The organism is Ensifer oleiphilus (assembly GCF_013371465.1).
GTDB lineage: Bacteria > Pseudomonadota > Alphaproteobacteria > Rhizobiales > Rhizobiaceae > Ensifer > Ensifer oleiphilus.
Genome location: NZ_JABWDU010000003.1, coordinates 762,094 through 787,822, shown reverse-complemented (window position 1 = coordinate 787,822; position 25,729 = coordinate 762,094). Strand labels below are relative to the sequence as shown.

At 61.6% G+C, this 25,729-nt stretch carries 24 protein-coding genes; 15 read left to right on the top strand and 9 right to left on the bottom strand.

Going from position 1 to position 25,729, the window contains the following annotated elements; all coding sequences use genetic code 11:
* Position 1: 1 nt before the first annotated feature.
* The 4 genes from HT585_RS16160 to HT585_RS16145 all read right to left on the bottom strand — a co-directional run bounded on the left by HT585_RS16160 (position 2) and on the right by HT585_RS16145 (position 4,265).
* Positions 2-817: a carbohydrate ABC transporter permease gene (locus HT585_RS16160; RefSeq protein ID WP_176353881.1), complete on the bottom strand. Its 816-nt coding sequence runs from the start codon at positions 815-817 to the stop codon at positions 2-4.
* A complete protein-coding gene (locus HT585_RS16155) occupies positions 814-1,710 on the bottom strand; it encodes a carbohydrate ABC transporter permease (protein WP_176353880.1) in 897 nt (298 codons plus the stop codon). Before HT585_RS16155 ends, HT585_RS16160 begins: the two co-directional genes overlap by 4 nt.
* Before the next feature lie 105 nt (positions 1,711-1,815).
* On the bottom strand, positions 1,816-3,084 hold the full coding sequence (locus HT585_RS16150) for an ABC transporter substrate-binding protein (RefSeq protein WP_176353879.1): 1,269 nt from the start codon (positions 3,082-3,084) through the stop codon (positions 1,816-1,818).
* 134 nt (positions 3,085-3,218) lie between these two features.
* Complete coding sequence (locus tag HT585_RS16145) at positions 3,219-4,265, bottom strand: LacI family DNA-binding transcriptional regulator (RefSeq protein WP_176353878.1); 1,047 nt, start codon at positions 4,263-4,265, stop codon at positions 3,219-3,221.
* Between the two features lie 379 nt (positions 4,266-4,644).
* Here HT585_RS16145 and HT585_RS16140 point away from each other — a divergent pair, with 379 nt between their 5' ends.
* From HT585_RS16140 to HT585_RS16105, 8 genes are all read left to right on the top strand, one after another.
* The gene (locus HT585_RS16140; RefSeq protein WP_176353877.1) at positions 4,645-5,532 is read left to right on the top strand and encodes an amino acid ABC transporter permease; all 888 of its coding nucleotides are present in this window, start codon (positions 4,645-4,647) and stop codon (positions 5,530-5,532) included.
* On the top strand, positions 5,532-6,293 hold the full coding sequence (locus HT585_RS16135; RefSeq protein WP_176353876.1) for an amino acid ABC transporter ATP-binding protein: 762 nt from the start codon (positions 5,532-5,534) through the stop codon (positions 6,291-6,293). Before HT585_RS16140 ends, HT585_RS16135 begins: the two co-directional genes overlap by 1 nt.
* Before the next feature lie 31 nt (positions 6,294-6,324).
* Entirely contained in the window at positions 6,325-7,152 is an 828-nt protein-coding gene (locus tag HT585_RS16130; RefSeq protein ID WP_176353875.1) for an ABC transporter substrate-binding protein, read from the top strand.
* Positions 7,153-7,317: 165 nt separating this feature from the next.
* A complete protein-coding gene (locus HT585_RS16125; protein ID WP_176353874.1) occupies positions 7,318-8,208 on the top strand; it encodes a polysaccharide deacetylase family protein in 891 nt (296 codons plus the stop codon).
* Positions 8,205-9,098, top strand: a complete 894-nt coding sequence (locus HT585_RS16120) for a polysaccharide deacetylase family protein (protein WP_176353873.1) — start codon at positions 8,205-8,207, stop codon at positions 9,096-9,098. Before HT585_RS16125 ends, HT585_RS16120 begins: the two co-directional genes overlap by 4 nt.
* Entirely contained in the window at positions 9,091-10,452 is a 1,362-nt protein-coding gene (locus HT585_RS16115; RefSeq protein WP_176353872.1) for an MmgE/PrpD family protein, read from the top strand. Before HT585_RS16120 ends, HT585_RS16115 begins: the two co-directional genes overlap by 8 nt.
* 56 nt (positions 10,453-10,508) lie before the next feature.
* Positions 10,509-11,897: an argininosuccinate lyase gene (gene argH / locus HT585_RS16110; protein ID WP_176353871.1), complete on the top strand. Its 1,389-nt coding sequence runs from the start codon at positions 10,509-10,511 to the stop codon at positions 11,895-11,897.
* A 73-nt stretch (positions 11,898-11,970) separates the two neighbouring features.
* The gene (locus HT585_RS16105; protein ID WP_176353870.1) at positions 11,971-12,879 is read left to right on the top strand and encodes a LysR substrate-binding domain-containing protein; all 909 of its coding nucleotides are present in this window, start codon (positions 11,971-11,973) and stop codon (positions 12,877-12,879) included.
* A 38-nt stretch (positions 12,880-12,917) separates the two neighbouring features.
* On the opposite strand, the gene HT585_RS16100 is transcribed toward HT585_RS16105, so the two are convergent.
* Positions 12,918-13,787, bottom strand: coding sequence for a DMT family transporter (locus tag HT585_RS16100; RefSeq protein ID WP_176353869.1), 870 nt, complete (start codon positions 13,785-13,787; stop codon positions 12,918-12,920).
* A gap of 370 nt (positions 13,788-14,157) precedes the next feature.
* Here HT585_RS16100 and HT585_RS16095 point away from each other — a divergent pair, with 370 nt between their 5' ends.
* The 5 genes from HT585_RS16095 to HT585_RS16075 all read left to right on the top strand — a co-directional run bounded on the left by HT585_RS16095 (position 14,158) and on the right by HT585_RS16075 (position 20,378).
* A complete protein-coding gene (locus tag HT585_RS16095) occupies positions 14,158-15,681 on the top strand; it encodes a sugar ABC transporter ATP-binding protein (protein ID WP_425513750.1) in 1,524 nt (507 codons plus the stop codon).
* A 15-nt stretch (positions 15,682-15,696) separates the two neighbouring features.
* Positions 15,697-16,701: an ABC transporter permease gene (locus HT585_RS16090; RefSeq protein ID WP_176353867.1), complete on the top strand. Its 1,005-nt coding sequence runs from the start codon at positions 15,697-15,699 to the stop codon at positions 16,699-16,701.
* Between the two features lie 73 nt (positions 16,702-16,774).
* The gene (locus tag HT585_RS16085; protein ID WP_176353866.1) at positions 16,775-17,734 is read left to right on the top strand and encodes a substrate-binding domain-containing protein; all 960 of its coding nucleotides are present in this window, start codon (positions 16,775-16,777) and stop codon (positions 17,732-17,734) included.
* Between the two features lie 138 nt (positions 17,735-17,872).
* Positions 17,873-18,925 (top strand): sugar phosphate isomerase/epimerase family protein, encoded by a 1,053-nt coding sequence (locus HT585_RS16080; protein WP_176353865.1) that lies wholly within the window; start codon positions 17,873-17,875, stop codon positions 18,923-18,925.
* A 271-nt stretch (positions 18,926-19,196) separates the two neighbouring features.
* Positions 19,197-20,378, top strand: a complete 1,182-nt coding sequence (locus tag HT585_RS16075; protein WP_176353864.1) for a Gfo/Idh/MocA family protein — start codon at positions 19,197-19,199, stop codon at positions 20,376-20,378.
* 361 nt (positions 20,379-20,739) lie between these two features.
* Here HT585_RS16075 and HT585_RS16070 read toward each other — a convergent pair whose 3' ends face one another.
* Positions 20,740-21,981, bottom strand: coding sequence for an alpha/beta hydrolase (locus tag HT585_RS16070; RefSeq protein WP_246707770.1), 1,242 nt, complete (start codon positions 21,979-21,981; stop codon positions 20,740-20,742).
* Positions 21,982-22,210: 229 nt separating this feature from the next.
* On the opposite strand from HT585_RS16070, the gene HT585_RS31750 reads away from it, so the two are divergent.
* Positions 22,211-22,657, top strand: a complete 447-nt coding sequence (locus HT585_RS31750; protein ID WP_246707701.1) for a hypothetical protein — start codon at positions 22,211-22,213, stop codon at positions 22,655-22,657.
* Between the two features lie 83 nt (positions 22,658-22,740).
* A complete protein-coding gene (locus HT585_RS32105) occupies positions 22,741-22,863 on the top strand; it encodes a hypothetical protein (RefSeq protein ID WP_268833705.1) in 123 nt (40 codons plus the stop codon).
* Positions 22,864-22,875: 12 nt separating this feature from the next.
* On the opposite strand, the gene HT585_RS16060 is transcribed toward HT585_RS32105, so the two are convergent.
* The 3 genes from HT585_RS16060 to HT585_RS16050 form a co-directional block, all read right to left on the bottom strand.
* Complete coding sequence (locus tag HT585_RS16060; protein WP_176353862.1) at positions 22,876-23,601, bottom strand: LrgB family protein; 726 nt, start codon at positions 23,599-23,601, stop codon at positions 22,876-22,878.
* The gene (locus HT585_RS16055) at positions 23,591-23,977 is read right to left on the bottom strand and encodes a CidA/LrgA family protein (protein ID WP_176353861.1); all 387 of its coding nucleotides are present in this window, start codon (positions 23,975-23,977) and stop codon (positions 23,591-23,593) included. The genes HT585_RS16060 and HT585_RS16055 overlap by 11 nt, the downstream gene beginning before the upstream one ends.
* Before the next feature lie 113 nt (positions 23,978-24,090).
* Positions 24,091-25,578: a nucleobase:cation symporter-2 family protein gene (locus HT585_RS16050; RefSeq protein WP_176353860.1), complete on the bottom strand. Its 1,488-nt coding sequence runs from the start codon at positions 25,576-25,578 to the stop codon at positions 24,091-24,093.
* Positions 25,579-25,729: the final 151 nt, after the last annotated feature.

Below are 25,729 nucleotides of genomic sequence, written 5' to 3'. Positions count from 1 at the left end.
CCTATTTCACTGAACCGAGCATGCCCTGCACGAACTGGCGCTGCATGACGAAGAAAACGAGAAGGGTGGGAAGGGTGGCGAGGATCGTTCCGATCATCACCACGCCGTAATCGGGGTAGTAGGCGGACGCGAGCGAGGAGACGACGAGGGTGATCGTCTTCGTCTCGTTCGACTGCAGGACGATGAGCGGCCAGAGGTAGTTGTTCCAGTTGGTCATGAAGACGATGACGAAGGCGGCCGCGTAGGTGGAGCGCATCACCGGAACGTAGATGTAGAGAAAGATCTGCCACTCCTTGAGGCCGTCGACCTTGGCGGCATCACGAAGTTCCGTCTGGAAGGCCTTGGTCGACTGGCGGAAGTAGAAGATGATGAAGGCCGACGCGATCGTCGGCAGCATGATCGCAATATGCGTGTTGATCAGGCCGCTTCTCGCCATCATCATGAACAGCGGGATCATCAGTGCTGCAAACGGCACCATGAGCGTCAGAAGCACAAGCGCGTAGATGCGATCGCGCGCCTTTGACCTGAACATCTCAAAACCGTAGCCGGCGAGCGATGAGACGACGATCGTCAGGAGCGTCGCAAGCACGGCCAGCTTGGTGGAGTTCCAGAAGACCAGCGGCACGTCGACCTGAGAGAAGAAGTTGGCGACATTGGTGCCGAAGGCGTCACCGATACCCGTTCGGCCGCTGATGATGTCGATCGACTTGTTGGTGGAGCTGATCGCCATCCAGATGAACGGGAAGATCGACAGGAAGGCTGCGGTCCCCAGGAAGGCGTATTGCAGCACGGTCGTTGCACGGCGCGAGACGTTCATGACCGATCCCTCGCGGCGTAGAACTGGAGGAAGGAGAGAAGCGCCACCATGATGACGATGACGTAGGAAATGGTCGCCGCGTAGCCGAAGCTCGGCATGAAGCGGAAGGTAAGGTTGTAGATGTAGAGCGAAAGGGTCAGCGTCGCATTCGCCGGGCCGCCGCGCCCCTCGGTCAGGTTGTAGACCTCGTCGAAAAGCTGGATCGTGCCAATGGTCGAAATGATCGTCGTAAACAGGATCACCGGCTTCAGCATCGGTATGGTGATGTAGACGAAGCGGGCCCAGGCGGGCACGCCATCGATCTTCGCCGCCTCGTAGATCGACTTGTCGATGTTCTGCAACGCGGCCAGGTAGAAGATCATGTTGTAGCCGGTCCAGCGCCAGGTAATGGCGAGGATGACGAGCACCTTGGCCCAGAAAGGTTCCGTCAGCCATCCGATCGGGGTCGAGATCAGGCCGACCGTCAGAAGTGCGGAGTTCACGACGCCGTCAACGGAAAACATGCTCTTGAAGAGCACGGAATAGGCCACCAGCGAGGCGACGCAGGGCAGGAAAATGGCGGTGCGGAAGAAGCCGATGAACTTCAGCTTGTCGTTGTTCAGGACCGCGGCGAGCATGAGCGCCAGCGTGATCATGATCGGAACCTGGACGATAAAGAAGGTGACGGTATTGGTCAGCGCCTGAAAGAAGACCGGATCGTTCCATAGCCGCACGACGTTTCCGAAGCCGGCAAACTTCATCATCATGCCCTTGCCCGAGAAGAAGGACAGGTAGAGCGAGCGTAAGATCGGGTAGACCAGGAAGATCGCGATCAGAAGCAATGACGGGGCGACGAACAGCCAGCCGTTCAGGTCGTAATAACGCTTCAATCCGCCTGTTTTGCCGGCAGTCATGGGACGCCCTCAAGAAAAAGGGATGACATTGCGGGCGGCAGCGGCCCGAGGGCCGCATGCCGCTCCAGAGAAAGAGGCAGGCGGTCGCCGCCTGCCTTTGGATCCCTACTGGATCTGGCCCTGGGCCTGGCTGTCGACGGCTTTCAGCACGTCATCGATGGGGGCGCCTTGGCCGAGCGACGGCAGGTGTGCCGTGACCGCCGTGTCCACTTCGTTGGTGAAGACGCCGTAATTGACCGCCGGAACCTTCGCCAGCCAGTCGGAGAAGTTCTGCCAGACCTTTTCGCCGCCGAAGAAGGGGTCGGCTTCGGAATAGGCCGGGCCGTTGCGCGCTGCCATCAGCGAGCCGACGGCGCCGCGTTCCGTCAGGATCTTCTGATAGAAATCGACGTCCTTGGCATAGACCTCGTTGAGGAAATCGATGGCTTCGTCTTTCTCGGCGGAGCTTGCGGTCACGTACCAGCTGGAACCGCCGAGGTTGGAAGCATGGGATGCACCCTCGACGTTAAGCTTCGGAATGGGGGCCACGCCCCATTTGCCGGACTGATCGGCCTGGGCCTTGACGGTGCCGGTGATCCACACGCCCGTCGTCACGGTGGCAACATCGCCGGAGGTGAAGGTCGCGACCCATTCCGTCCAGCCGGCAGCCGGCTTGTGAATGTTGGCCTGTAGGATCTTCTGCTCTGTTTCGAGCGCTGCCTTCAGGGCGGCGTTTTTCTGGATCGACAGATTGCCGTCCTTGTCGAAGTACCAGCCGCCGGCGGACTGCATCAGGATGCGGATGAAGCCGGCATCATTGACGTCCAGACCCAGCATCTTCTTGCCGGTCTTGGCTTCAACCTGCTTGCCGATCTCGATGAATCGGTCCCAGGTCAGGTCCTGCATATCCTCGGGCTTGAAGCCGGCCTGCTCCAGATAGTCCTTGCGGTAGTAGAGGCCGGTGACGCCGGAATCGAACGGCATGCCGTAGACGGCGCCGTCCATCGTCATCAACTGAACCTTGTAAGGCGCGAAGCCGGAGAAATCGACCTTGCTGGAAAGCTCGGCGAAAGCGCCGGGGAAGGACTGAAGATACTTCTGCGCGCCATAGTCCTCGATCAGCACGATGTCGGGCAGGGCATCGGTCGTGCCCGACGACAGCGCCGTCTGCAGCTTCTGCTCGACATCGGCCTTGGCGAAGTCGACGATGTTGAAGGTCGTTTCGGGATGCTTTGCGCTATAGCGCGCCGCGGCTTCCTTCATGATCGCAACGTTGAAGTTCGGATCCCAACACCAGACCGTGACTTCACCGGCAAAGGCGGCCGTGGACGCAAGCAGGCTTGCTGCCGCGAGCGCGCCAGCCGCAATGCGCGACAGGTTTGTTTTGCTGTACATCGTTTCCTCCCTAGAAACTTGCTGAGGGCAGGTGCTCCTCTCCCGCCGTCAGCGCAACAGTTACCCAAATTCAGGAAACACGCAAGGAAAATTCAGTAAATATTTATCTCGCATGAAAGCCAGGTCCCTGATGCCTAGGATTCCAGGGGTTTTCGACAGCTGTCGCGCCAAACGAGTTCGGTCGAGATACGCACCTGTTTGCCGTAGCTGCGACCGGAAAGGCGCTCGAGCAACAGATCGACGGCCGTCTCGCCGATATGCTCGCCATGGATGCGCACCGTCGTCAGCGACGGCGTCAGAAACTGCGCGACAGGGATATCGTTGAAGGAGATGACGCCAATGTCGCCCGGGATCGAAAGGCCGAACTCCTGGATCGCCCTGTAGGTGCCGATCGCCATGTTGTCGTTGGATGTCACGATCACATCCGGCCGGTCGGTGAGCGAAAGCAGTTCGCGCGCCAGACGATAGCCGGTATCGAGCCGAAGGCTCTGACCCGACGAGCAGTCGGCGAGCGCCAGAAGCTCAGGCGCGAAGGTGCCGTTCTTCGTCTGCCAGTCGATATAGGCGGCACATCGGCGCTCGGCGAAACGCTGGACGGCGCCATTCAGATTTTCGTGGCTGCCGATAAAGCCGATGCGCCTGTATCCGCTGGATTTCAGGGCGTCGAGGATCTTGCGGGTCGCAAGGCCGACGTCGGAAAACACACTGTCCAGCCGGTCGCTCCTCGGGTCGAAATCGGCAAAAACCACGTGGCGGGCATGCTCGTTCAGCCATGCGATCTCGTTGTCCGAGTGCTTGCCGATGACGATCACGCCCGATGCGCCTTCAAGCAGGGACGCTTCCGGAAGTGCGTCGGAATGGAAGACCTTGACGATCTCCGTTCTCAGGTCGCGGCAGCGGCTTTCGATGCCAAGTCGCACGCCGACATAATAGGGATCGGCAATCTCATCCGACGGCTCAAGAAAGTGCACGATGACAAGCTTGGTCAACAGGCTGGGGGCTGCCTGTCCGTTGGTCTTGTTGCGGTTGCGCGGGGTCTCGTAGTTCAGCGCCTCGGCCGTCTCGATGATCGCCTGGCGCTTGGCGGGCGAGATCGACAAGGCCGGGTCGTAGTTGAGTACCCTCGACACCGTGGCCGACGACACGCCAACGCTCTTGGCGATTTCCTTGATAGTGACCATGTCGTCATTCCGTTGTTGTCATTGGGCGACTATGCCACACGCACCCAAATTCCGAAATCGCTTTTAGTAAAGTTTTACTACCCTTGAAGGCGCAGGACCAACGAAAATCTGACCGAGAGCGCTAAAGCGGCGCAGTTATAACCAAGCGATAGGTTGTTCTCAAGGAAGCACACGGTTATCGGCAAGGCAGCGGGAGGCAGGCCTGCCTTGCTCTTGGAGGGTTTCCAAGGAAACGCGTCCGGCCGCGGTGTCGGCTGGCGATTTATGCATTCAACGCATGAATTGCATGTCGATATCTCGTTTGCGCAGGCCGAGCCGTCAGGACTAGGCTGCCATCAATCCAGAACAACAGTGAAGCGCAAAGCTTCGGGGAACCTCTATGAGCGATACCAGACTTGCCGATCCGGGCCAGTTTGTCGTCGTGCCGCGGCGCAAGATCGGCACGAAGATACTGGCCCTCGTATTCATCACGATGCTGATCCTGCTTGTGAGAGCCTTTTGGCTCGGCGATATCGCCTGGAGCTATGTCGGAGAAAACCTGTTTTCGAAGGCGGTTATGGCTGGTGTCGTCAACACCATCATCATGACCTTCTGCGCCATGGCGCTTGGCATTCTGCTCGGCGTGCTCGCCGCAGTCATGCGCATGTCCGACAATCCGGTTCTGAGAAGTGTTTCCGTCGGCTACATCTGGCTGTTTCGCGGCACGCCGGCGCTGCTGCAATTGCTCCTGTGGTTCAATCTGGCGCTGATTTTCCCGACCATCGGTATTCCCGGCCTGTTTTCGCTGCGCACCGTCGACGTGATGACGCCTTTCGTCGCGGCCTTCCTCGGCCTCGGCATCCAGCAGGGCGCCTATACCGCGGAGGTCGTGCGCGCCGGCATTCTCTCCATCGACAAGGGGCAGACAGAGGCGGCCCTGTCGATCGGCATGACCAAGCTGCGTTCTACGCTGAAGATCGTCCTGCCACAGGCGATGCGTGTCATCGTGCCGCCGATCGGCAACGAGACGATCGGCATGGTCAAGCTGACCTCGCTTGCCAGCGTCATCCAGTACTCCGAGGTGCTGCGCAGCGTGGAAGACATCTACTACGTCAATTCGCGCGTCATCGAACTGCTGATCGTTGCCGCCATGTGGTACATGGCCGTGGTCACGGTCCTCAGCATCGCGCAGATGTATATCGAGCGCTATTTCTCCAAGGGATGGGGCGCCTCCGGTCGGAACGAAACCGCTCCCGCGCCGCAGACCACCGTCGAGGAGGCCGTCTGATGGACGCGCTTATCGTGGCCCATGGCCTTCAGAAATACTTCGGCACCTTCCATGTGCTCCAGGACATCGATTTCAGCATTCGCAAGGGCGAAGTCGTCTGCATCATCGGTCCGTCCGGCTCCGGAAAGAGCACGTTCCTGCGCTGCATCAATCAGCTCGAAAGCATCGAAGGTGGCTATGTGAGCGTCGATGGCGAGATTGCCGGCTACCGTCGTGACGGAAACCACCTCTATCCGCTGTCCGACCGCGAGGTCGCGCGGCAACGCCAGTCCGTTGGCATGGTCTTCCAGCGCTTTCATCTCTTTCCGCACCGCACCGTGCTCGAAAACATCATCGAAGGGCCGGTCGGCGTGCAGAGACGCCCGAAGCAGCAATGCGCCGAGGAGGCGCGTGCCCTGTTGAAGCGCGTCGGCCTGGCCCACAAGGCGGACGCCTATCCGGGCGAACTGTCCGGCGGGCAGCAGCAGCGTGTCGCAATTGCCCGGGCGCTCGCGATGAAACCGAAGGCGATGCTGTTCGACGAGCCGACGTCGGCGCTCGATCCCGAACTTGTCGGCGAGGTGCTCGGCGTTATGAAGGAGCTGGCCGCCACCGGCACGACGATGATCGTCGTTACCCACGAGCTCGGCTTCTGCCGCGAGGTGGCGGACCGGGTGGTGTTCATGGACGCAGGCCGGATCATCGAAACCGGAACGCCCGCGGAGATCCTGGAGAATCCCACAAATCCCAGAGTGAAGAGCTTCATCTCTGCGGTGCTTTGAAAACGAAAAATAACATCAAGAGGAGAATGACATGAAATTTCTGAGAGTGGCCGTGTCCGCGCTGGCGCTTCTTTCGGCCGGTGTCGCGTCGGCCGAAACCAAGCTCAACCTGGTCAATGACGGCGAGCTTCGCATCCTGACCAATCCGATCTATCCGCCGATGGAATTCGTCAACCCGGAGAAGGGCACGCTTGACGGTTTCGATGTCGATCTGGCGACGGCGATTGCGGCCAAGCTCAAGCTGAACCCGCTGTTCGTCACCTCCGCCTTCCAGGAATTGCAGAGCGGGCTCCAGACGGGCCGCGGCGACGTGATCATCTCCGGCATGAGCGACAACGTCAAACGCCAGGAAAGCATGGACTTCGTCGACTACCTGACGAGCGGCCCGATCCTGTTCACGACCAAAGCCAGCGCCGAACAGTACAAGTCGCCCGAGGACCTTTGCGGCAAGACGGTTGCCGGCAGCCGCAGCACCAGCTTCGGCGAAAACGTCACCGGCTGGAGCGAGGCCAATTGCGTGGGCAAGGGTAAGCCGGCGATCAAGTTCGAAGGCACGGCCGATTCCAACGCCGCCCGCCTCGGCATGAAACAGGGTCGCTATGACGCGGTTGTGCAAGGCATCGAAACCATCGCCTACCAGATGCGCGTCGAGCCGGACACGTTCACGCTGGTCGGCGATCCGCTGCTTAGCAACGACACGTTCGGTATGGGCTTCAAGAAAGACAATTCGGCACTGCGCGACGCTGTCGCCGGTGCTCTCGACGACTTGATCAAGGACGGCACCTATAACGAACTGCTGACGAAGTGGGGCCTTGTGCACAATGCCGTGCCGAAGGCCGTGATCAACGGCGTCAAGTAAGCTGTCGTCTTCCGCTCGCGCACCTGATCTCTCCGAGAGAGGCGGGCGGTAACCCCCCAAAGCTCTTTCCTTTTCACCGGCCTCAGTGCCGGAACGGGAGAGCTTTGTCTTGCAAAAACCACCCCCGGCGCTCCCGCCGGGGGTGGAGAAAACCGGACAAAGACCATGCTGACCGAAACTATCCCTGCTGCCGATCGTGTAGCCCCGCTGTGGCCGCCAGGAAAACAATCCGCGGTCGCGCTTGCCTTCGACGTCGACGGCCCGACGGGCGATGCGATGCTCGATGGCTCGCTGCTTTCCAATCCCCGCTATTTCACGCAGGGCGCCTATGGCCCATGGAAGGCTCTGCCGCGCTTGCTTGATCTGCTGTCGGTCTACGATCTCAAGGCGACCTTCTTCATTCCCACCTGGGTGGTGTTGCATTGGGGCGCTCATTGCGAACGGATCGTTCGCGAAGGCCATGAAGTCGCCTATCATGGCCACCGTCACGAGGTCTTTATCGATCTGAGCCGTGAGCAGCAGCTCGCCATCATGGAGCGCTCGCGTGCCATCTTCCAGGAGCGGCTCGGCGTGACGCCGATCGGCTTCCGTACCCCGTCCGGCGACTGGAGCACCGAGACTGCGGATCTGCTGGGCGCCTTCGGCGTCCTCTATTCGAGCTCGATGCGCGGCGACGATCGCCCCTATTTCCATCCGAGCAGAACATCCGAGCGCGGCCTCGTCGAAATTCCCGGTCGCTGGGACATCGATGACTATACCGCCTTGGCCTACACGGAGGAGCCTGATTTCCCGGTTGGTCTCGACCGGATCTCCGACTACCGGACCGTCGAGCAGAACTGGCGCGCGGAGTTCGAGGGATACCACCGCGAAGGCCTGTGCTGGACCACGATCCTCCACCCCAAGGTTTGCGCCAAGCCGGGGCGCCTCTCGATTCTCGAGGGCCTTTTCAAAGCGATCAAAGCGCATGGCGACGCGGTCTGGACCACTCCCTGCGGCGATGTCGCCCGCTGGTGGATCGACCGGCATTCGAAGGACCTCGGAAGGACGCTGGCATGAACGAACAGGCGACAACGACGTGGCCCGAGGGCAAGCGATGCGCGGTGCTGATCTCGGTGCTGTTTGACGACGGGATGGACGCGGCTACTGCTGCCCCGGACCTTCTCCAGCGCAGCAAGAGTTTTTCCGTCTGGAAGTATGGCGCAACCCGCGGCGTGGAGCGCCTGTGCCGGACCTTCGCATCTTTCGATATCGCCGCCAGCTGGTTTGCGCCGGGGCAGGTGGCCGAAGAGCATCCCGGTTTGCTGAAGTCGGTCGCCGGCGCCGGCCACGATCTGGAAAGTCATGGCTGGGCCTTCGAGCGCCACGATCGCATGCTGGCGTCGCAGTCGGTGGATCTGCTGAAGCGGTCACGGGAGACACTGGGCGAGCTGTCGGGGAAAGCAGCCACCGGTTTCCGTCTCCCGGCCGGGAACTGGCCGCAAGGCTTCGATCAATCGTTGCTGGAGGCAGGGTACGGTTGGTCGGCGTCCCTCAACGGCGACGACGTTCCCTATCTGCACCCCTCCCGCCTGGTCGAGATACCTGTTCATGTTGAGCTGGAGGATCGGCCCTACTTCCAGTTCAATTTCACCCCGGCATTTCCGAAAGGGCAGAGCCGCATCCCGTCTTACGACGGTGTTCTTCACAACTGGATCGCGGAGTTCGACGCCTATCGCCGCTTCGGCCTTTGCTACGTGCTGCAACTCCGGCCGGAATGGACCGGAACACCAGGACGGATCTCCATCGTCGAAGACCTGTTGGCCCATATCCGCGGCTTCGACGACGTCTGGATCGCCACCGGCGCGATGATTGCGGACTGGCACCGCAAGAATGGTGTCGCGCCGCCGCTGACCCATCCCCTCCACGTCTTCGATGCCTACCTGCAGGAGCAGCAATCCCATGGCTGACACCGTACTTCAGTCGCTGGCGCTCAAGGTCGCAGCCACGGCGTTCGACGACTTTCCGCAAGCAACCATCCGCAAGGCGAAGCAGCATGTGCTAGACACCTTCGGCGTCGCTGTCGCCGGCTCAGCGTCGGCCGAGACGCGCATGGTCCTTGCTGCATCGGGCGTGAGCGCAGCGAACGGTTCTTCGCTTATCTGGGGAACTCCGCTTTTTGCCGATGCGCGCACCGCCGCGCTCGTCAACGGCGTTTCAGCCCACGCCCTCGAACTCGATGACAGCGGCGGATGCGACCACTCCGGTGCAGTCGTGCTGCCGGCGGTTGTCGCCGCCCTCGGCGAGGTGACGCGCCCTGTTCATGGCAAGGAATTTCTGAAGAGCGTGCTGATCGGATACGAGGTCGGCCGGCGCGTGCTGGAGGCCGCCGGCGGCTACGAGACGCATAACGGGCTCGGATGGCATTCGACCGGCACCTGCGGCGCCTTCGGCGCGGCGGCAGCCGTCGGAACCTTGATCGGCTTTGACGCGCAGCGCATCGCCTCGGCGCTCGGCCTAGCCTGTTCCTTTTCCGGCGGCACGTGGGCGTTCGTCCACGACGGCAGTCCTGCCAAAAAGCTTCATGCCGGTCGCGCCGCGGAAGGCGGATTTCTCGCCGCGCACCTCGCCGCCAGCGGCTTTGTCGGGCCGGGAGATGTTTTCGATAAGAGCGCCTGGGGAAGTTTCTTTCAGGCCTTTTGTCGGGGCGAGGGGGATCCGGCGATGCTGGTCCACGGCTTCGGCGAAAACTGGCGCATCGAGCGTTGCTCGATCAAACCGCATGCCACCTGCCGCGGCACCCACTCGGCAATCGATGCGATCGACAAGCTGCTGGGCGACCAGGAGCTCGCGAGCCAAGACATCGCAGCGATCACGGTCGACATGAGCGGCTTTCAGTTTGGCATGTGCGGCGGCAAGGTGCTGACATCGCGCGCGCAGGCACAGATGAGCCTTCCCTATGCGATTGCCGCACGGCTTCAGTACGGCAAGGTGTCGCTCGCGGAACTTGAGGAACGCGCCTGGCGCGATCTGAGCATTGACCGATGGCTCCAACGCATGGACGTGCGGATCGATCCGGCCATGTCCGATGAGGCGGAACCGGCAGTCGCGCTCGCCACGAGCGACGGCCGACATGTGAAGACGACGGTCGATTTCCCGCTTGGAAGCCCCGCGAACCCGCTGAGCGACGACCGCCTGATCGGAAAATTCGACGAATTGGCTGGCTCCGCGTTGGGGCGGGAGAAGGCTAATGGCCTGCGCGATCGCGTCCTCACGCTCGACACCTGCTCCGATGCACGCGAGCTCTTGGAGTGGCTGCATTGACGCTGGATCAGCCAAAGCCGCGTAACAACAAACCGCAAGAATGCTGAGAGGACGAGATGACTACGATGGCTGAGACGACCTGGTCGCCGCTCTTTAAGGAAGCAGTATCCACGGACTTCCGCGATTTCCACGAGTGCCTCGACCAGGACAAGCGCATCGCGCTTTATGATGTCGCCGGCTCCAAGGTCCACGCGCACATGCTGGCGCGAGCCGGCATCCTGACCAAGGAGGAGAACAACCACATCCAGGTGGGCCTCGATCAGATCGCCGACGAAATGCGCTCCGGCGCGTTTGTGTGGAAGAAGGAGCTCGAGGACGTTCATATGAACGTCGAGAGCCGCCTGACCGCCCTTGTCGGCGACGCTGGCAAGAAGCTGCACACGGCGCGTTCGCGCAACGACCAGGTGGCAACGGACATCCGCCTTTACGCGCGCGCCGAACTGGATGCGCTCGCGTCTGAGCTGACGTCCCTGGTGCTGGCTTTCGTCGACCTCGCCGATCGCCACGCAGAGACGATCATGCCGGGCTTCACCCATCTGCAGGTCGCCCAGCCCGTGACTTTCGGCCATCATTTAATGGCGTATGCCGAGATGTTCCTGCGTGACCTTGAACGCGTAAGGCAGGCGCGCGAGCGGCTGAATGTCTCGCCGCTCGGCGCGGCTGCACTTGCCGGCACCGGCTATCCCATCGATCCGGCCTATAGCGCTGGCGAACTCGGTTTTTCCCGCGCCTTCCGCAATTCGTTAGACGCCGTATCCGATCGCGATTACGTCGTCGATATCTGTGCGGCCGGGGCCATCATCATGGGGCATCTCTCGCGCTTTTCCGAGGAAGTCATCCTGTGGTGCACGCCGATGTTCGATTTCATCGAGGTCGGCGACCAGTTCTGCACCGGTTCCTCGATCATGCCGCAGAAGCGCAATCCCGATCTGGCCGAACTCGTGCGCGGCAAGGCGGCGCGCATCATCGGCAATCTGGCGACATCGGCAGCGCTGATGAAGGCCCAGCCGCTGGCCTTCAACAAGGACCAGCAGGAATCCAAGCCTCCACTCACCGATACGCTGGAGAATGTGCGCGGAGCCGTCACCGTGACCGCTCAGATGCTGCCGACGATCAAGGTGCGTGCCGCGAACATGCTGGCCGCTGCCGAACAGGGCTATTCCACGGCGACGGATCTGGCGGACTATCTGGTGCGCGCCGGCTTGCCTTTCCGCGACGCCCATCACTCTGTCGCGGCGATCGTCGGCGCGGCGCGAGAAAAGGGGCTGGCGACGCTCTCTGATATGCCGCTTGCCGAGATGCAGACCTTCGCGCCGGCCCTCGGTGAGGATGTTTATGAGGTGCTGAGCGTCGAGGGCTCCGTTGGCAGCCGCAACCATCCGGGCGGGACCGCTCCGCAACAGGTCAGACGCGCCATCGCCGAGCTCCGTTCGCTTCTTGCCTGATCGCGCCAGTCTGCGCTTTACCAACGCGATGACGACGGTTTAAATGCCCCGGTTGCCATCGCGGAGGAACACTTTGAAGCCGGTTTTCGAGCAGAATCGCTTGCCGCCCTTGCAGACGCTGCAGACATTCTCGATCGTTGCGGAAACCGGCAGCTTCACGGCCGCAGCCACGGAACTCAACCTCAGCCAGAGTGCGATCAGCCGCCAGATCCAGCAGCTGGAGCATTATTTCGGCTGCAGTCTGTTCGAGCGCCACACCCGCAAGGTGGTGATCACAGAGCAGGGTGCGGCGATCATGCCGATCGTCAATGGATTGCTCGTTTCGCTGCGCAATTCCTTCGAGGCGACGCGAACGAAGAGCCGATCCCTCACGATCCGAATGCCGCCGACATTCGCGCGGCGGTGGCTGCTGCCGCGGCTTCCGGAACTGCAAAGCCGTCATGAAGATCTGAACATTACGATCGACACGGCGTGGTTTGCCCGCCCGACCTTCACCGTCGGCGACATCGATCTCCTGATCACCTACGGCAACGGCCACTGGCCGGGCATGGACGTTTTCCTGCTGCTTCCGGAAAAGTTGACGCCGATGTGCTCGCCGGCCGTTGCCGAAACGCTCGGCGATCCGGCGACGCTCGAAAACCTGTCGGCCTGCGTCTTGTTGCATTCCAATCCGCGCCAGAGCGACTGGACATTGTGGCTGCAGGCGGAAGGGGCCTACGACTTCCGCGCCGCCCGCAACCAGATCTTCGACACGCAGGATTTTGCGATGACGGCTGCCGCAAGCGGTTACGGCGTCACGATGGGCGACCTCTATCTTGCAAAGCAGGACCTGCAAGGCGGCGAGCTGGTCACGCCGTTCCCGCGCATCATCGACAGCGGCTATGGCTACTACGCCCTCTATCCGGCCCGCACCGAAACGCGACGGAAGGTTGCGGATCTCGTTGAATGGCTGACGGAAGCACGCCCCGTCGATGAGCGTTAGGGGGCCGGGCGGCTGTCGGGCGTGCGACTCATCCGAGTTTAAGACCGCTTCGCCAACTGGTGCTCGCGCCAGATGGTGAAAAGTCCCGCACCGACAACGATGGCCGCACCGGCGATCATGTTCAGCGTCACAATCTCGTTGAACAGAATGACAGCGATGATGACATTGAGAACCAACTGGAAATAGGTGACGGGTTGCACCTCCGCTGCCGGTAGCAGTCCATAGGCTCTGATCAGAAAATAATGGCTAAGCGTGCCGCAGACGCACAGTGCGGCAAGGGCGATCCAGTCGGACGGCTGCACTTCGGTCCAATAGAATGGGCCTATCAGTGAGATCGCGACTGCGCCTGCAACGCCAGCATAAAACAGGCTGGTGACGGCCGAATCCTCGTGACTGACGGCGCGGGTGGCGATGCTGTAGAGGGCAAACAGCACGGCTGCCGCAAGCGGCAGCAGCAGCGACCGGTCGAAGTGAACGTCGATCGGATTTATGATTACCAGGACACCGATCAGGCCGACCATGACGGCGATCCCCCGCCTCCAGCCGACCGTTTCCCCGAGAAGAGGGATCGAAAGGACAGTGATGATCAGCGGCGTTGCCTGGAAGATCGACTGGCTCATCGCGAGCCCGGCATGCACATAGGAAAAGACGATGATGACGATTTCTGCAACCAGCAGCAATCCGCGGGTGATCTGCAGCCAGGGGCGGCGCGTCTGAATAGCCCCACGAATCCCGCCCGGTGACGAGGCGGCGAAGCAAAACACGAACAGCGCGAATGCCCAGAACCGGATCATGGTGATGAAGAGTGCGGGGTAACGATCGCCAAGATACTTGGTAATCGCATCCTGGCCGGCAAAGATACAGATCGCCAGGAAAGCGAACAGATAACCGCGGGTCTTCGTGCTCATGATGTAAACGTACTCTCATTCGTAGTGCACCCCGATAGCATGAAATATGCGCAAAGGCTCAAGCCATTTGCAGGCTGTCTGGTGCTCCGGGCGGGTGGGAACCACTCCAGGAAAATCGATCGTCCTTCTCGGCGTCCGGGTCTCAAGTTGCCGAACCGTTCCTCAGTTTCGGGCTCGTTTGCGAGGCCGCCGCGCCAGTTGCGTTTCAATTCAGCATCGATCCAGTCAAATTCTGATTTACGTACCTCAGAAAATGGGCTAGCAGTGTTTCCGGAGGAGTTCACATGACTTTATTTCGTTGCGTTCGTGCCCGAGCACGTGGCGTGGCGGCCGAGCCTATGGCGCATGGCATGACCATTGCGGTCGCCATATGATGGCTGCGACATCCCAGAATGGGCCGCCTGTGCTGCAGGCAAAGGGCGTTTCCAAGACGTTTGGTATCGTCGAAGTGCTGCGCGACATCGATGTGTCCGTGCGATCAGGCGAAGTCCACGCCATCATCGGCGAAAACGGCGCCGGTAAATCCACGCTGATGAAGATCCTGGCCGGCAACCACTTGCCGACCCGCGGCGAGCTGGCGATCGACGGAAAGCCGGTGCGTTTTTCCGGTCCGGTCGATGCCGAGCACGCGGGCATCGTTCTCGTCCATCAGGAAATCCTGCTCGCACCCGATCTGACGGTGGCGCAGAACATCTATCTCGGTCGCGAACTGCGCAAGGGCATTACCGTCGACGACCGGGCCATGAACGATGGCGCGGCCAGAGCAATCCGCGATCTCGGCGCAGAGATCGACCCGAAGACCGTCGTGCGCCGCCTGTCGATTGCCCAGCGCCAGCTGGTCCAGATCGCGCGGGTGCTCCTGGTGCCGCACCGGGTGGTGATCTTCGACGAGCCGACGGCATCGCTGACGCCGCACGAAACCGAAGCGCTGCTCAAGGTCATCAAGGCCATCCGCGCCAAGGGTGTGGGCGTTCTCTACATTTCGCATCGCCTGCCGGAGGTGAAGGAGATCGCCGATCGGGTGACGGTGCTGCGCGACGGTCGGGTTGTTGCCGTGCATGATGCCGCCGAATTGCAGCCGGCAGACATGGCGCGGCTGATGGTCGGCCGGGACGTCGCAAAACTTTATCCGGAGCGTCACGGCGCGCCTGCGCGAGACGTCGTGCTTGAAGTCGAGGACTTTTCGGTGCCGGGCTTTGCGCGCAATGCAAGCTTTCAACTGCGCAAGGGCGAGATCCTGGGCTTTGCCGGGCTTGTCGGCGCTGGCCGCACCGAGTTGATGGAAGGCGTCGTCGGGCTTCGCCCTGGCCATGGCCGGATCAGGCATCACGACAAGGCCGTCGACTTCTTCAGCGTTCAGCAGAGCCTCAAGGCCGGGATCGTCTATCTGAGCGAGGATCGCAAGGGCAAAGGCCTGCTGCTCGGCAAGGACCTCCGGGTCAACCTCACGCTGGCATCCCTTTCGAGGTTCGTCAAAACCCTGCAGATCGATCGTAGGCAGGAAGCCGACGCGCTGGACGGAGCGATCCGCGAGTTCGACATCCGAACCGGCCGCAAGGACATCCTTGCAGGACAGCTGTCGGGCGGCAACCAGCAGAAGCTGCTGCTCGCCAAGATGATGATGCTCGATCCGGAGATCGTCATCATCGACGAGCCGACGCGCGGCATCGACATCGGCAACAAGGAACAGATCTACAAATTCATTGCCAAGCTCGCAGAGGAGGGGCGGTCGATCATCGTCGTCTCATCGGAAATGCCGGAACTGATCGGCATCTCCGACCGCATCCTGGTCATGCGGGCAGGCCAAATTGTCGGCGAAGTTGCGGGAGACAAGATGACAGAAAACGAGATCGTCGTTCTTGCGACTGGCGCCAATACCGGGGAGGCCGCGTAAGCGCGGGACATGACTATGACGAATGCTGCAACCGAAACGCAGAGCGCTCCGCGAACGTCACGAGACTGGGACATGGCGGCCATTGCGCCCTTTGTCGCGCTGGCGCTCTTGCTGATCCTTGGCTATTTCGCCAACCCGAACTTTGTCTCCGTCGCAAACCTCTTGAACGTCATCACCCGCAGCGCCTTCATCGCCATCATCGCGCTGGGCGCAACCTACGTGATTTCATCCGGAGGGCTCGATCTTTCCGTCGGCTCGATGGTCGCCTTCGTTGCCAGCCTGATGATCCTGTTCATGAACAGCGGCGTCATCGCCGATCCGGTGCTGATGCTGATCTGCGCTGCAATGCTCGCGCTGTTGCTCGGTGCGGCCTGCGGGCTTGTCAACGGGCTGATCACCACAGTCGGCAGGATCGAGCCCTTCATCGCCACTCTCGGCACCATGGGCATCTATCGCGGGCTGACGACGTGGCTGTCGCAAGGCGGGGCGATCACGCTGCAGGATCGCGAACTGCAGCAAATCTATCGGCCTGTCTACTTTGGCTCGGTCGCCGGCATTCCCGTGCCGATCATCATGATCTTCGTCACCGCCGCGATTGCCGCCTTCGTGCTCTATCGCACCCGCTATGGCCGTCATGTGGTCGCGGTCGGTTCCAACGAGGACGTCGCGCGCTATTCCGGCATCTCGGTCAACAGGGTGCGTACGATCGCCTATGTGATCCAGGGCCTCTGTGTCGCTGTTGCCGTGCTGCTCTATGTGCCGCGCCTCGGCTCGACTTCGGCCACAACAGGCATTCTCTGGGAGTTGCAGGCGATCACGGCGGTCGTCGTCGGCGGCACGGCTCTGCGGGGTGGCGTCGGCCGCATCTGGGGCACGGTCTGTGGCGCCTTCATCCTGGAGATCGTCGGCAACATCATGCTGCTTTCGAACTTTGTCAGCGAGTATCTGATCGGCGCCATCCAGGGCGCGATCATCATCATCGCCATGCTGGTGCAGCGCTCGCTCATGCGCCGCACGTGAGATTGGCCGGGCCGTTGGGGCGAGCCCGGTTTCATTGCAATCGAGGCCCCGTGGAACTCTTGGGAGGGAGACTATGCGTAGAACAATTATCGGTTTGACCGTCGCCGCCGTGGCGGCATTAGCGGGCGCTGCACCGGGCGCCTTTGCGCAGGACAAGAAAGTGACGATCGGCGTCTCGATCCCGGCGGCCGACCACGGCTGGACTGCCGGCGTCGTCTTCCACGCCGAGCGCGTCGCCAAGCTCCTGATGCAGGAGCATCCGGGCCTCAACGTCATCGTCAAGACATCGCCCGATGCCGCCACACAGGCGAACGCGGTGCAGGACCTTGCGGTGCAGGGGCTTGATGCGCTGGTCATTCTGCCGTCGGATCCGGATCCGCTGGTCAACGCCATCCAGCAGGTCAAGGATTCCGGCGCCTTCGTCGCACTCGTCGACCGCGCGCCGTCGGTCAACGACAGCTCGATCCGCGATCTCTATGTCGCCGGCAACAATCCGGCGCTCGGCCAGGTCGCCGGCGAATACATCAAGAAGACGACACCGGACGCTGAAGTCGTCGTCATCCGTGGCCTGCCGATCCCGATCGACCAGCAGCGCCAGGACGGTTTCGACAAGGGCATCGCCGGTTCCAACGTCAAGGTTCTCGACCGCCAGTACGGCAACTGGAACCGCGACGACGCCTTCCGCGTCATGCAGGATTACCTGACCAAGTATCCGAAGATCGACGTCGTCTGGTGCCAGGATGACGACATGGCCGTCGGCGTTCTCGAAGCCATCGGCCAGGCAAAGCGCACGGACATCCAGTACATCGTTGCCGGTGCCGGTTCGAAGGACATGATCAAGAAGGTCATGGATGGCGACAAGATGGTTCCGGTCGACGTGCTTTATCCGCCGGCGATGGTGGCAACCGCAATGCAGCTGACCGCCGCCAAGTTCTACGACCAGGTTCCGGTCAGCGGCGAATACATCCTCGATGCCACGCTGGTAACGAAGGACAATGCCGAGCAGTTCTACTTCCCGGATTCTCCGTTCTGATCAACGAGGCGCGCGCGCTGGACGGGCGCGCCTTTCCTTTCACAATCATTCTTCAGGTCGATAATGCGTTTGGCCAGCTCCGTGCCCGGCGCCTCCTTAGCGTGACATCGGTCACGGCATCTTAGACGAGGAAAAATCATGAAAACGATCAAGGGCCCCGGCCTGTTTCTGGCGCAGTTTGCGGGGGATGTCGCACCGTTCAACTCGTTTGCGTCGATTACGAAGTGGGCTGCCGATTGCGGCTACAAGGGCGTGCAGGTGCCGACGTGGGATTCGCGGCTGATCGACTTGCGGAAGGCGGCGACGTCAAAAACCTATTGCGACGAGCTTTTGGGCATTGCCAGCGACAACGGCGTTGTGATCACCGAGCTTTCGACCCATCTGCAGGGCCAGCTGGTCGCCACCCATCCGGCCTATGACGAGGTGTTCGACGGCTTTGCGGTGCCGGAAGTGCGCGGCAATCCGAAAGCACGGCAGCAATGGGCGGTCGAGCAGGTGAAGCTGGCGCTGACGGCCTCGAAGAATTTGGGGCTTGATGCGATGGCGAGCTTTTCCGGCGCGCTGGCCTGGCCGTTCGTCTATCCCTGGCCGCAACGCCCGGCGGGTCTGGTGGAGACCGCCTTCGACGAACTGGCGAAGCGCTGGAAACCGATCCTCGACCACGCCGAGGATAACGGCGTCGACATCTGCTACGAGATCCATCCGGGCGAGGACTTGCACGATGGTATCACTTTCGAGATGTTCCTGGAGCGCACCGGCAACCATGCCCGTGCCAACATGCTCTACGATCCCTCGCACTATGTGCTGCAGTGCCTCGACTATCTCGACAACATCGACATCTACAAGGATCGCATCCGGATGTTCCACGTCAAGGATGCCGAGTTCAACCCGACGGGTCGGCAGGGCGTCTATGGCGGCTACCAGGGCTGGGTCAACCGGGCCGGCCGCTTCCGCTCGCTCGGCGACGGCCAGGTCGATTTCGGTGCTGTGTTTTCCAAGATGGCGGCCAATGATTTTGCCGGCTGGGCGGTGGTGGAGTGGGAGTGCTGCCTGAAACATCCCGAAGACGGGGCGCGCGAGGGTGCCGACTTCGTCAAGCACCACATCATCCGCGTCACCGAAAAGGCCTTCGACGACTTTGCCGATGGCGGCACCGACGAGGCGGCGAACCGGCGGCTGTTGGGGATTTGAGGCGGGGCGGCAGGTCCGGACTTAACCGCAGCGCCAACCGCTGCCCCTCACCCTAACCCTCTCCCCGCAGGCGGGGAGAGGGGACGTGGCATACGGAGCCGAACATCCCTTTGGCCTGCAGCCGGGCAAACAGGAGGGAACGCCGACAGTGCGGGAAGTCCCGTCTCCCCGCCAGCGGGGAGAAGGTGCCGGCAGGCGGATGAGGGGCAGCCTCGACAATGCGGGCAGCTTCACGAGAGAACACGACAAACCGACACGAGGAGACAGGACGATGGCAATCGAGGGAACGAGCGAGAGGCGCGAGCGGCGGATCCGGCTCGGCATGGTCGGCGGCGGCTCGGGCGCCTTCATCGGCGCGGTGCACCGCATCGCCGCCCGGCTCGACGATCACTACGAGCTGGTGGCCGGCGCCCTGTCGTCGACACCGGAGAAGGCCGAAAGCTCTGGCCGCGAACTCGGGCTCGATCCGTCGCGGGTCTATTCCGACTTCAAGCAGATGGCGATCCGCGAGGCCAAGCTGAAGGACGGCATCGAGGCGGTGGCGATCGTCACCCCCAACCACGTGCACTATGCCGCGGCAAAAGAGTTTTTGAAGCGCGGCATCCATGTAATCTGCGACAAGCCGCTGACCTCGACGCTGTCGGATGCGAAGAAGTTGAAGAAGGCGGCCGACGACAGCGATGCGCTGTTTGTGCTCACCCACAACTACACCGGCTATCCGATGGTGCGCCAGGCGCGCGAAATGGTTCAAAACGGCGACATCGGTGCCGTCAGGCTGGTTCAGATGGAATATCCGCAGGACTGGCTGACGGAGAATATCGAGCAGTCGGGCCAGAAGCAGGCGGCCTGGCGCACCGATCCGGCCCGCTCGGGCGCCGGCGGCTCCACCGGCGACATCGGCACGCATGCCTATAATCTCGGCGCCTTCGTCTCCGGGCTGGAGCTCGAAGAACTGGCAGCCGATCTCGACAGTTTTGTCGAAGGCCGACAGCTCGACGACAATGCCCATGTGATGATGCGCTTCAAGGCCAAGGGCGGTCAGCGTGCCAAGGGGCTCTTGTGGTGCAGCCAGGTAGCACCCGGCCACGAGAACGGGCTGATGGTTAGGGTCTACGGCACCAAGGGCGGGCTCGAATGGACGCAGAAGGACCCGAACTATCTATGGTACACGCCGTTCGGCGAGCCGAAGCGGCTGATCACAAGGGCAGGCGCCGGATCCGGTCCGGCCGCTGCCCGCGTCAGCCGCGTCCCCTCAGGACATCCCGAAGGCTATCTTGAGGGTTTTGCCAACATCTATACCGAAGCCGCCCGCGCCATCTTCGCCAAGCGCCGCGGCGAGGCCATCGACCCCGCCGTCACCTATCCGACCATCGACGACGGCATGAAGGGCATGGCCTTCGTCGACGCCTGCGTCCAGTCGTCAAAACGAAACGGGGCATGGGTAAAGCTGTAGGGGCTAAAGCGCCGCGCGTCTTGTCAGACGCGCAAAGGTCGCTGTCGTACCTCGCATGGCCGCATCATATTGTCCTTGAACCGGACAGGATGTCAGGACACATGCAGTCATGTGCCCACAGATCACCAGCCGTCGCGGCTTGCGCGATGGCTGGTGGCCGCAGGCGGCGGCCAGCTGCGCTCGGCCTCTATCACCGAATTTCTGGATGAGCCTGACGACAATCGACCAGAGCAACCTCGACTGCCGTCGGGGCAATCAGGATGCGAACTTCTGCTTCGTAGCGATCCATCTCACTTTGCTCAATGCCCCCTGGTGTAAGAGGCATTGGTCGTTACGATGATCACGAACCCCTGTCGTTATCTTAGCGGGCGCATGCTGGCGCCGTCGGGTTTGACGGGTCGCATCCTTTCGCCGTGGCCGCACGATTGTTGTTCCTTGCAGCAGACCCCGGCAGATGGTCGGCATAGTTGTCGCGGGTATTCTGATCGACGACGGCGACAGGGGCAGCAAGAACCAGGCCGGCAGCGTTGCCAACGGCTGCCGCCGTTCCGGTCGTTGCCACCAGGATCTTGTCCCCGAAGCCGACCCGGCTGTCGGTCAGCGTCTGGCCGTCGGAAATGCGCGAGCCGATCAGGCGAACGATCTCCGGTGATTCCGCGAATTTGCCGTGATTGAGGCGGTCGCCCGCCTTTATCTTCGTCAGGTCGATCACGGTAATCTCGTTGTCCTCGAGTTCCTTCTTGTAGGGTTCCTGCTCCGGGTCGATCGCCCCGAGCCGGGACACGTCACCCCAAACCCGGCGCGAGACGGCGAGCGCACGGTCGTCGCGCGAGACGAACAGCGTGAAGTTCGGATGCTTCTTGCCCATGTCCTCGATCTGCTGGCGGAAGACGTCGACGTCGACATCGGGGGCCGCCAGCATGACGTTCTTGAACTTGGCCGGCAGTTCGCCATTGCGGATCGCCATCTGGCGCAGCGCCTCGAGCGCCAACCAGTTGCCCATGGAGTGCGCGAGGATCGAAACCTCCTTCACTTCCGGATCGCGGTAGAGATACTGAAACAGGTTTTCCAGCGCATTGCGGGTGTAGTTGGCACTCTCGCGATCGTAGCCGTAGGCCAGCAGACTCCCGCGTGACGGCCACGTCACGAGAATGGGTGCGCTGTGGACGCCGGAATCATGGACGATCTGGGCGAAGCGATAGACGGAATCCTCGAAACGGTTGTTGAAGCCATGGATGAAGACGAGCACGCTTCGATCAGGGGTTTTGCGGACGCTGGCGCTCAGCCACGATTTCGCGCCGGCCATGTCAAGGCTATCAGCCTTCAGCGTTGCAAAATCGGTCGCCGGATTGGGCGGCAGCTTCTTCGGCCAGGCGACTTCGCCGGCCTTGCGTACGGTGTCGGGCGGAATGGAAACGGTCATGTCGACGAAAGATGCCGCCAGCGCGCGTTCGCCGCTGTACATCTCTCCGGGGTTGGGCGAATGGCTGCGTGTCGTTGTGATCAGCATGTTGACACGGCTCGAACCGGGAGAGGTATCGGCGACCGGTGTCAGCACGCCTTTGGGATGACCTCCGCATGCGGCCAGCACAAAGACAAGCATGGCGACGATTGCGCCGGTTCGAAATCGTTCAGAAGGTGCGTCGCACCCCCTGCCGCTAGTGTTCCGGCTCATCGCATCCCCCTGTCAAAGCGCAGTGCAAGCAGTCCCCAGCCGGCTTCCTGTCTTCTATCTGAGATGCTAATGCACGGAGCAGTTACAATGCAAGTGCGTCAACGTTCGCTCGGCAGAACGGTCCCCTCTTCGAAGTGGTCGCTTCTACACGGATACGTTGCGGCATTCCGGCGACGTTGCCGATCATCTCAGTAAAGCCCCAATCACCGGCTACGCCTTTATCGTCATTCTCTGGCTCATCTGGCTTCTCGCTGCGGCGGCGACCGCAGGTCTGCCAACGCGGCCGGTTATAGACCCCTCCATGGGCAATATGGTCTCTGTCCTGTTTGAGGACAGGCTGGCGTGGATGCAGAGCGAGGTTCCTATGCGTGGAATTCCCGACGATATGCTTGCCGCCTTGAGCAAGGCGGAAGTCTCCATGCTTTGGCGTGTCTTTGAGACGGTGTGCATCGAATACGACATTCCGAGAGATGGCGAGCAGATCCAGCATCTCGCCCGGTTTCTCATGAGCGAATTCCATCGCCCCTTGGACGAGGAAGCGCTGCTGATCGCGGCCGAGGCTTTTTACCTTCACCATGACGGCAAATACGCAAAGTCGGCCTGAGGCCGCAAGGCCATTCGCGGGTAGGACGAGTTGCCGGCGACCCAAGCCGCTATCGGACTGAAACACAACCAGGGGAGAAATCCATGAAGCCATCTGTCGGAAGTTTCGGATACCAGTTCAGGTTCCTCGATTTCACGGTTCGATCTTCGCTGGCAATCGTGCTGGGTGTCGTCGGCTGTGTCACCCTCTACGGCGCCTTCTGGTAGCGCAACGGCAGCTCAGAGCAACAAGCCGAGAACGATTGCGGCGATGGCCGAGGTCAATATGCCGTTGAGTGCCATGGCCAGGCCCGAAAACGTGCCGGCAATTTCGTTGACCTGGAAGGCGCGCGCCGTGCCGATGCCATGCGACGTCAGACCGGCCGCAAACCCGCGCGCGGCATAATTCTTGATGCGCAGCAGGTTCATCAGCGGCGTGACGATGATCGCCCCGAGCACGCCCGTGAAGATAACGAGAAGTGCTGTCAGTGCCGGATCGCCGCCGAGCTGCTGCGAGATGCCCACGGCGATGCCGGCCGTTGCCGATTTCGGCGCGAGCGATATGGCGACGCTGTCGGGCGCGCCGAGCAGGAGCGCGACCCCGGTCGCGCAGACGATTGCCGTCAGGCTGCCGGCAAAAAGCGCGACGATGACGGGTACGAAGTTCTGCCGGATCAGCGTCCGGTTCCTATAAAGCGGAACGGCCAGCGCCACAGTCGCGGGGCCGAGTGCGAAATGTACGAACTGCGCCCCGTCGAAATAAGTCGAATAGGACGTGCCGGTGGCAGTCAGGATCAATACCACCAGGGCGACCGAGATCAGCACCGGATTGACGATCGGGTTGAAACCGCTCCAGGCGGCTAGCCGTTGGGCGGTGATATAGGCGCCGATCGTTACCGTCAGCCACAGAAGCGGGCTGGTCGAGAGATAGACCCAGAGTTCGAAGACGCGGCCGCTAGTGTCCATTTCCAGCACCTTCCGCGCCAAACAGCCGGCTTGCGAGCAGGAAGGCGCCGACCGTTACCATCAATGTCACGATGGTCGACACCACGACGACGACGATGATCGTGCCGGCGTAGTCGTAGATCAGCCGATAGTTCTGCATCACCCCGACGCCGAGCGGCACGAACAGCACGCCGAGGTTCTTGAGGAGCGTGTCGGCGACGCCGCTGATGCGAGTGTGGGCTGGGCTGTCTTCCGACCCGGCTCTCCAATCGGCAAACCAGAGATAGGCGAGTAGAAGCATAATGCCGAGCGCGGGAGCGGGCATGCTCAGGTCCAGAGTTCTGACGACGATCTCACCGATCAGCTGGCAGACCAGTATGACAAACAGTCCTTCCATCGCCGTCTCCCGCAGGGGCCGCGGAGAGATCACCGCGGCGCATTCGCCATACCCATCGGTGCTTCGTAGCCGAAATCCTTCCGTCTTGCCTACCGCATTTTGTGCCCTGCGTTTCAGTGATGCGCCGCGGCAAGTCGAACCTCGTTGCCTTCGTGGTCGTAGAGCTTGCCATCGCGATAGTGATCGCCGTCGCGCAGGGCGGAGATGTCCTGATAGCGGATGATGCGCTCGGTGCCGGCCACGAACACCGACTGCTGGTCGGAATTGCCGGCCTTGAGGTGGTTGAAGAGCAGATTGAGCGAGATCGCCATGATCGCAGACGAGCTGATGCCCGAGTGGAAGATGGTTTCGAACCAGGCCGGGAAGTGGTCGTAGAAATGCGGTGCTGCGATCGGGATCATGCCGAATCCGACCGAGGTGGCGACGATGACCAGGTTCATGTTGTTGTGATAGTCGACCTTGGAGAGCGAGCGGATGCCGCTTGCCGCCACGGTGCCGAACAGCACAATACCGGCGCCGCCGAGGACTGACGGCGGAACGGCGGCGATCACCCGTCCCATGACAGGAAGGATGCCGAGTGTCACGAGGATAAGGCCGCCGGTTGCAACCGCGTAGCGGCTCTTGATGCCGGTGACCGCCACGAGGCCGACATTCTGGGCGAAGGCGCTTTGGGTGAACGAGCCGAAGATCGGGGCAAACAGGCTCGATATCATGTCGGCACGCAGGCCATCACCCAGGCGCTTGGAATCGACCTTGGTGCCGATGATCTCGCCGACGGCGAGGATATCCGCCGATGTCTCGACCAAGATCACCAGAAGAACGATGAACATCGAGATGATCGCCGCGGCCGTGAACACTGGCGCGCCGAAATGAAAGGGCGAGGGGAAGGCGAGCATCGGCCCTTCGGCGACCTTGGAAAAGTCGGTCATCCCGAAGGCAAGCGCAATCAGCGTGCCGATGACCATGGCAAGCAGGATCGACAGACGGGAAATGCTGGAGCTGCCGACCTTGCTCAGAAGCAGCACGGTCAACAAAGTCACGGCCGCAAGGCCGATATTGCTGACACTGCCGAAATCCGGCGCGTCCGGATTGCCGCCCATGGCCCAGCGTGCCGCGACCGGCATTAGCGTCAGGCCGATGGTGGTAATGACGATGCCGGTGACGAGCGGCGGAAAGAACCGGGTGATGCGTGAGAAAATCGGGGTGATCGCGAGGCCGACGAGCGAGGCGACCATGACGGCGCCCATCACCGCCGGCAATCCGCCGCCTTCGCGGCTGGTGACGATCGCCACCATCGTGGCGACGCCCGCGAACGAGACACCCTGCACCAGTGGCAGCTGACAGCCGAAGAACGGGATGCCGATGGTCTGCAGGATGGTCGCGAGGCCGCCGGCAAAAAGCGACGCCGTGATCAGAAGGCCGATATCGGCCGGCGACAGGCCGGCGGCCTGACCGATGATCAGCGGGACGGCGACGATGCCGCCATACATGGTGAGCACGTGCTGAAGGCCGTAGACGAGGTTCGCGCCCGCGCCCAGGTGCTTGTCTTCCGGCCGCTCAATCGTCTGCTCGACGTGATTGTTGCGATGCGTAACATCCATGCGCCTCCTCCCAGATGCGTGTTCTGTTCAATCTGCGCGTCTCCTCAAACGCGATCCCAGAACTATAGGCCGAGTTCTCCGGCATCATTGCATGCGGGTGATTTGAAGTTGTTTTCGGTTTGGCAGCGGTAATGCACGCGTCCGGAATCGA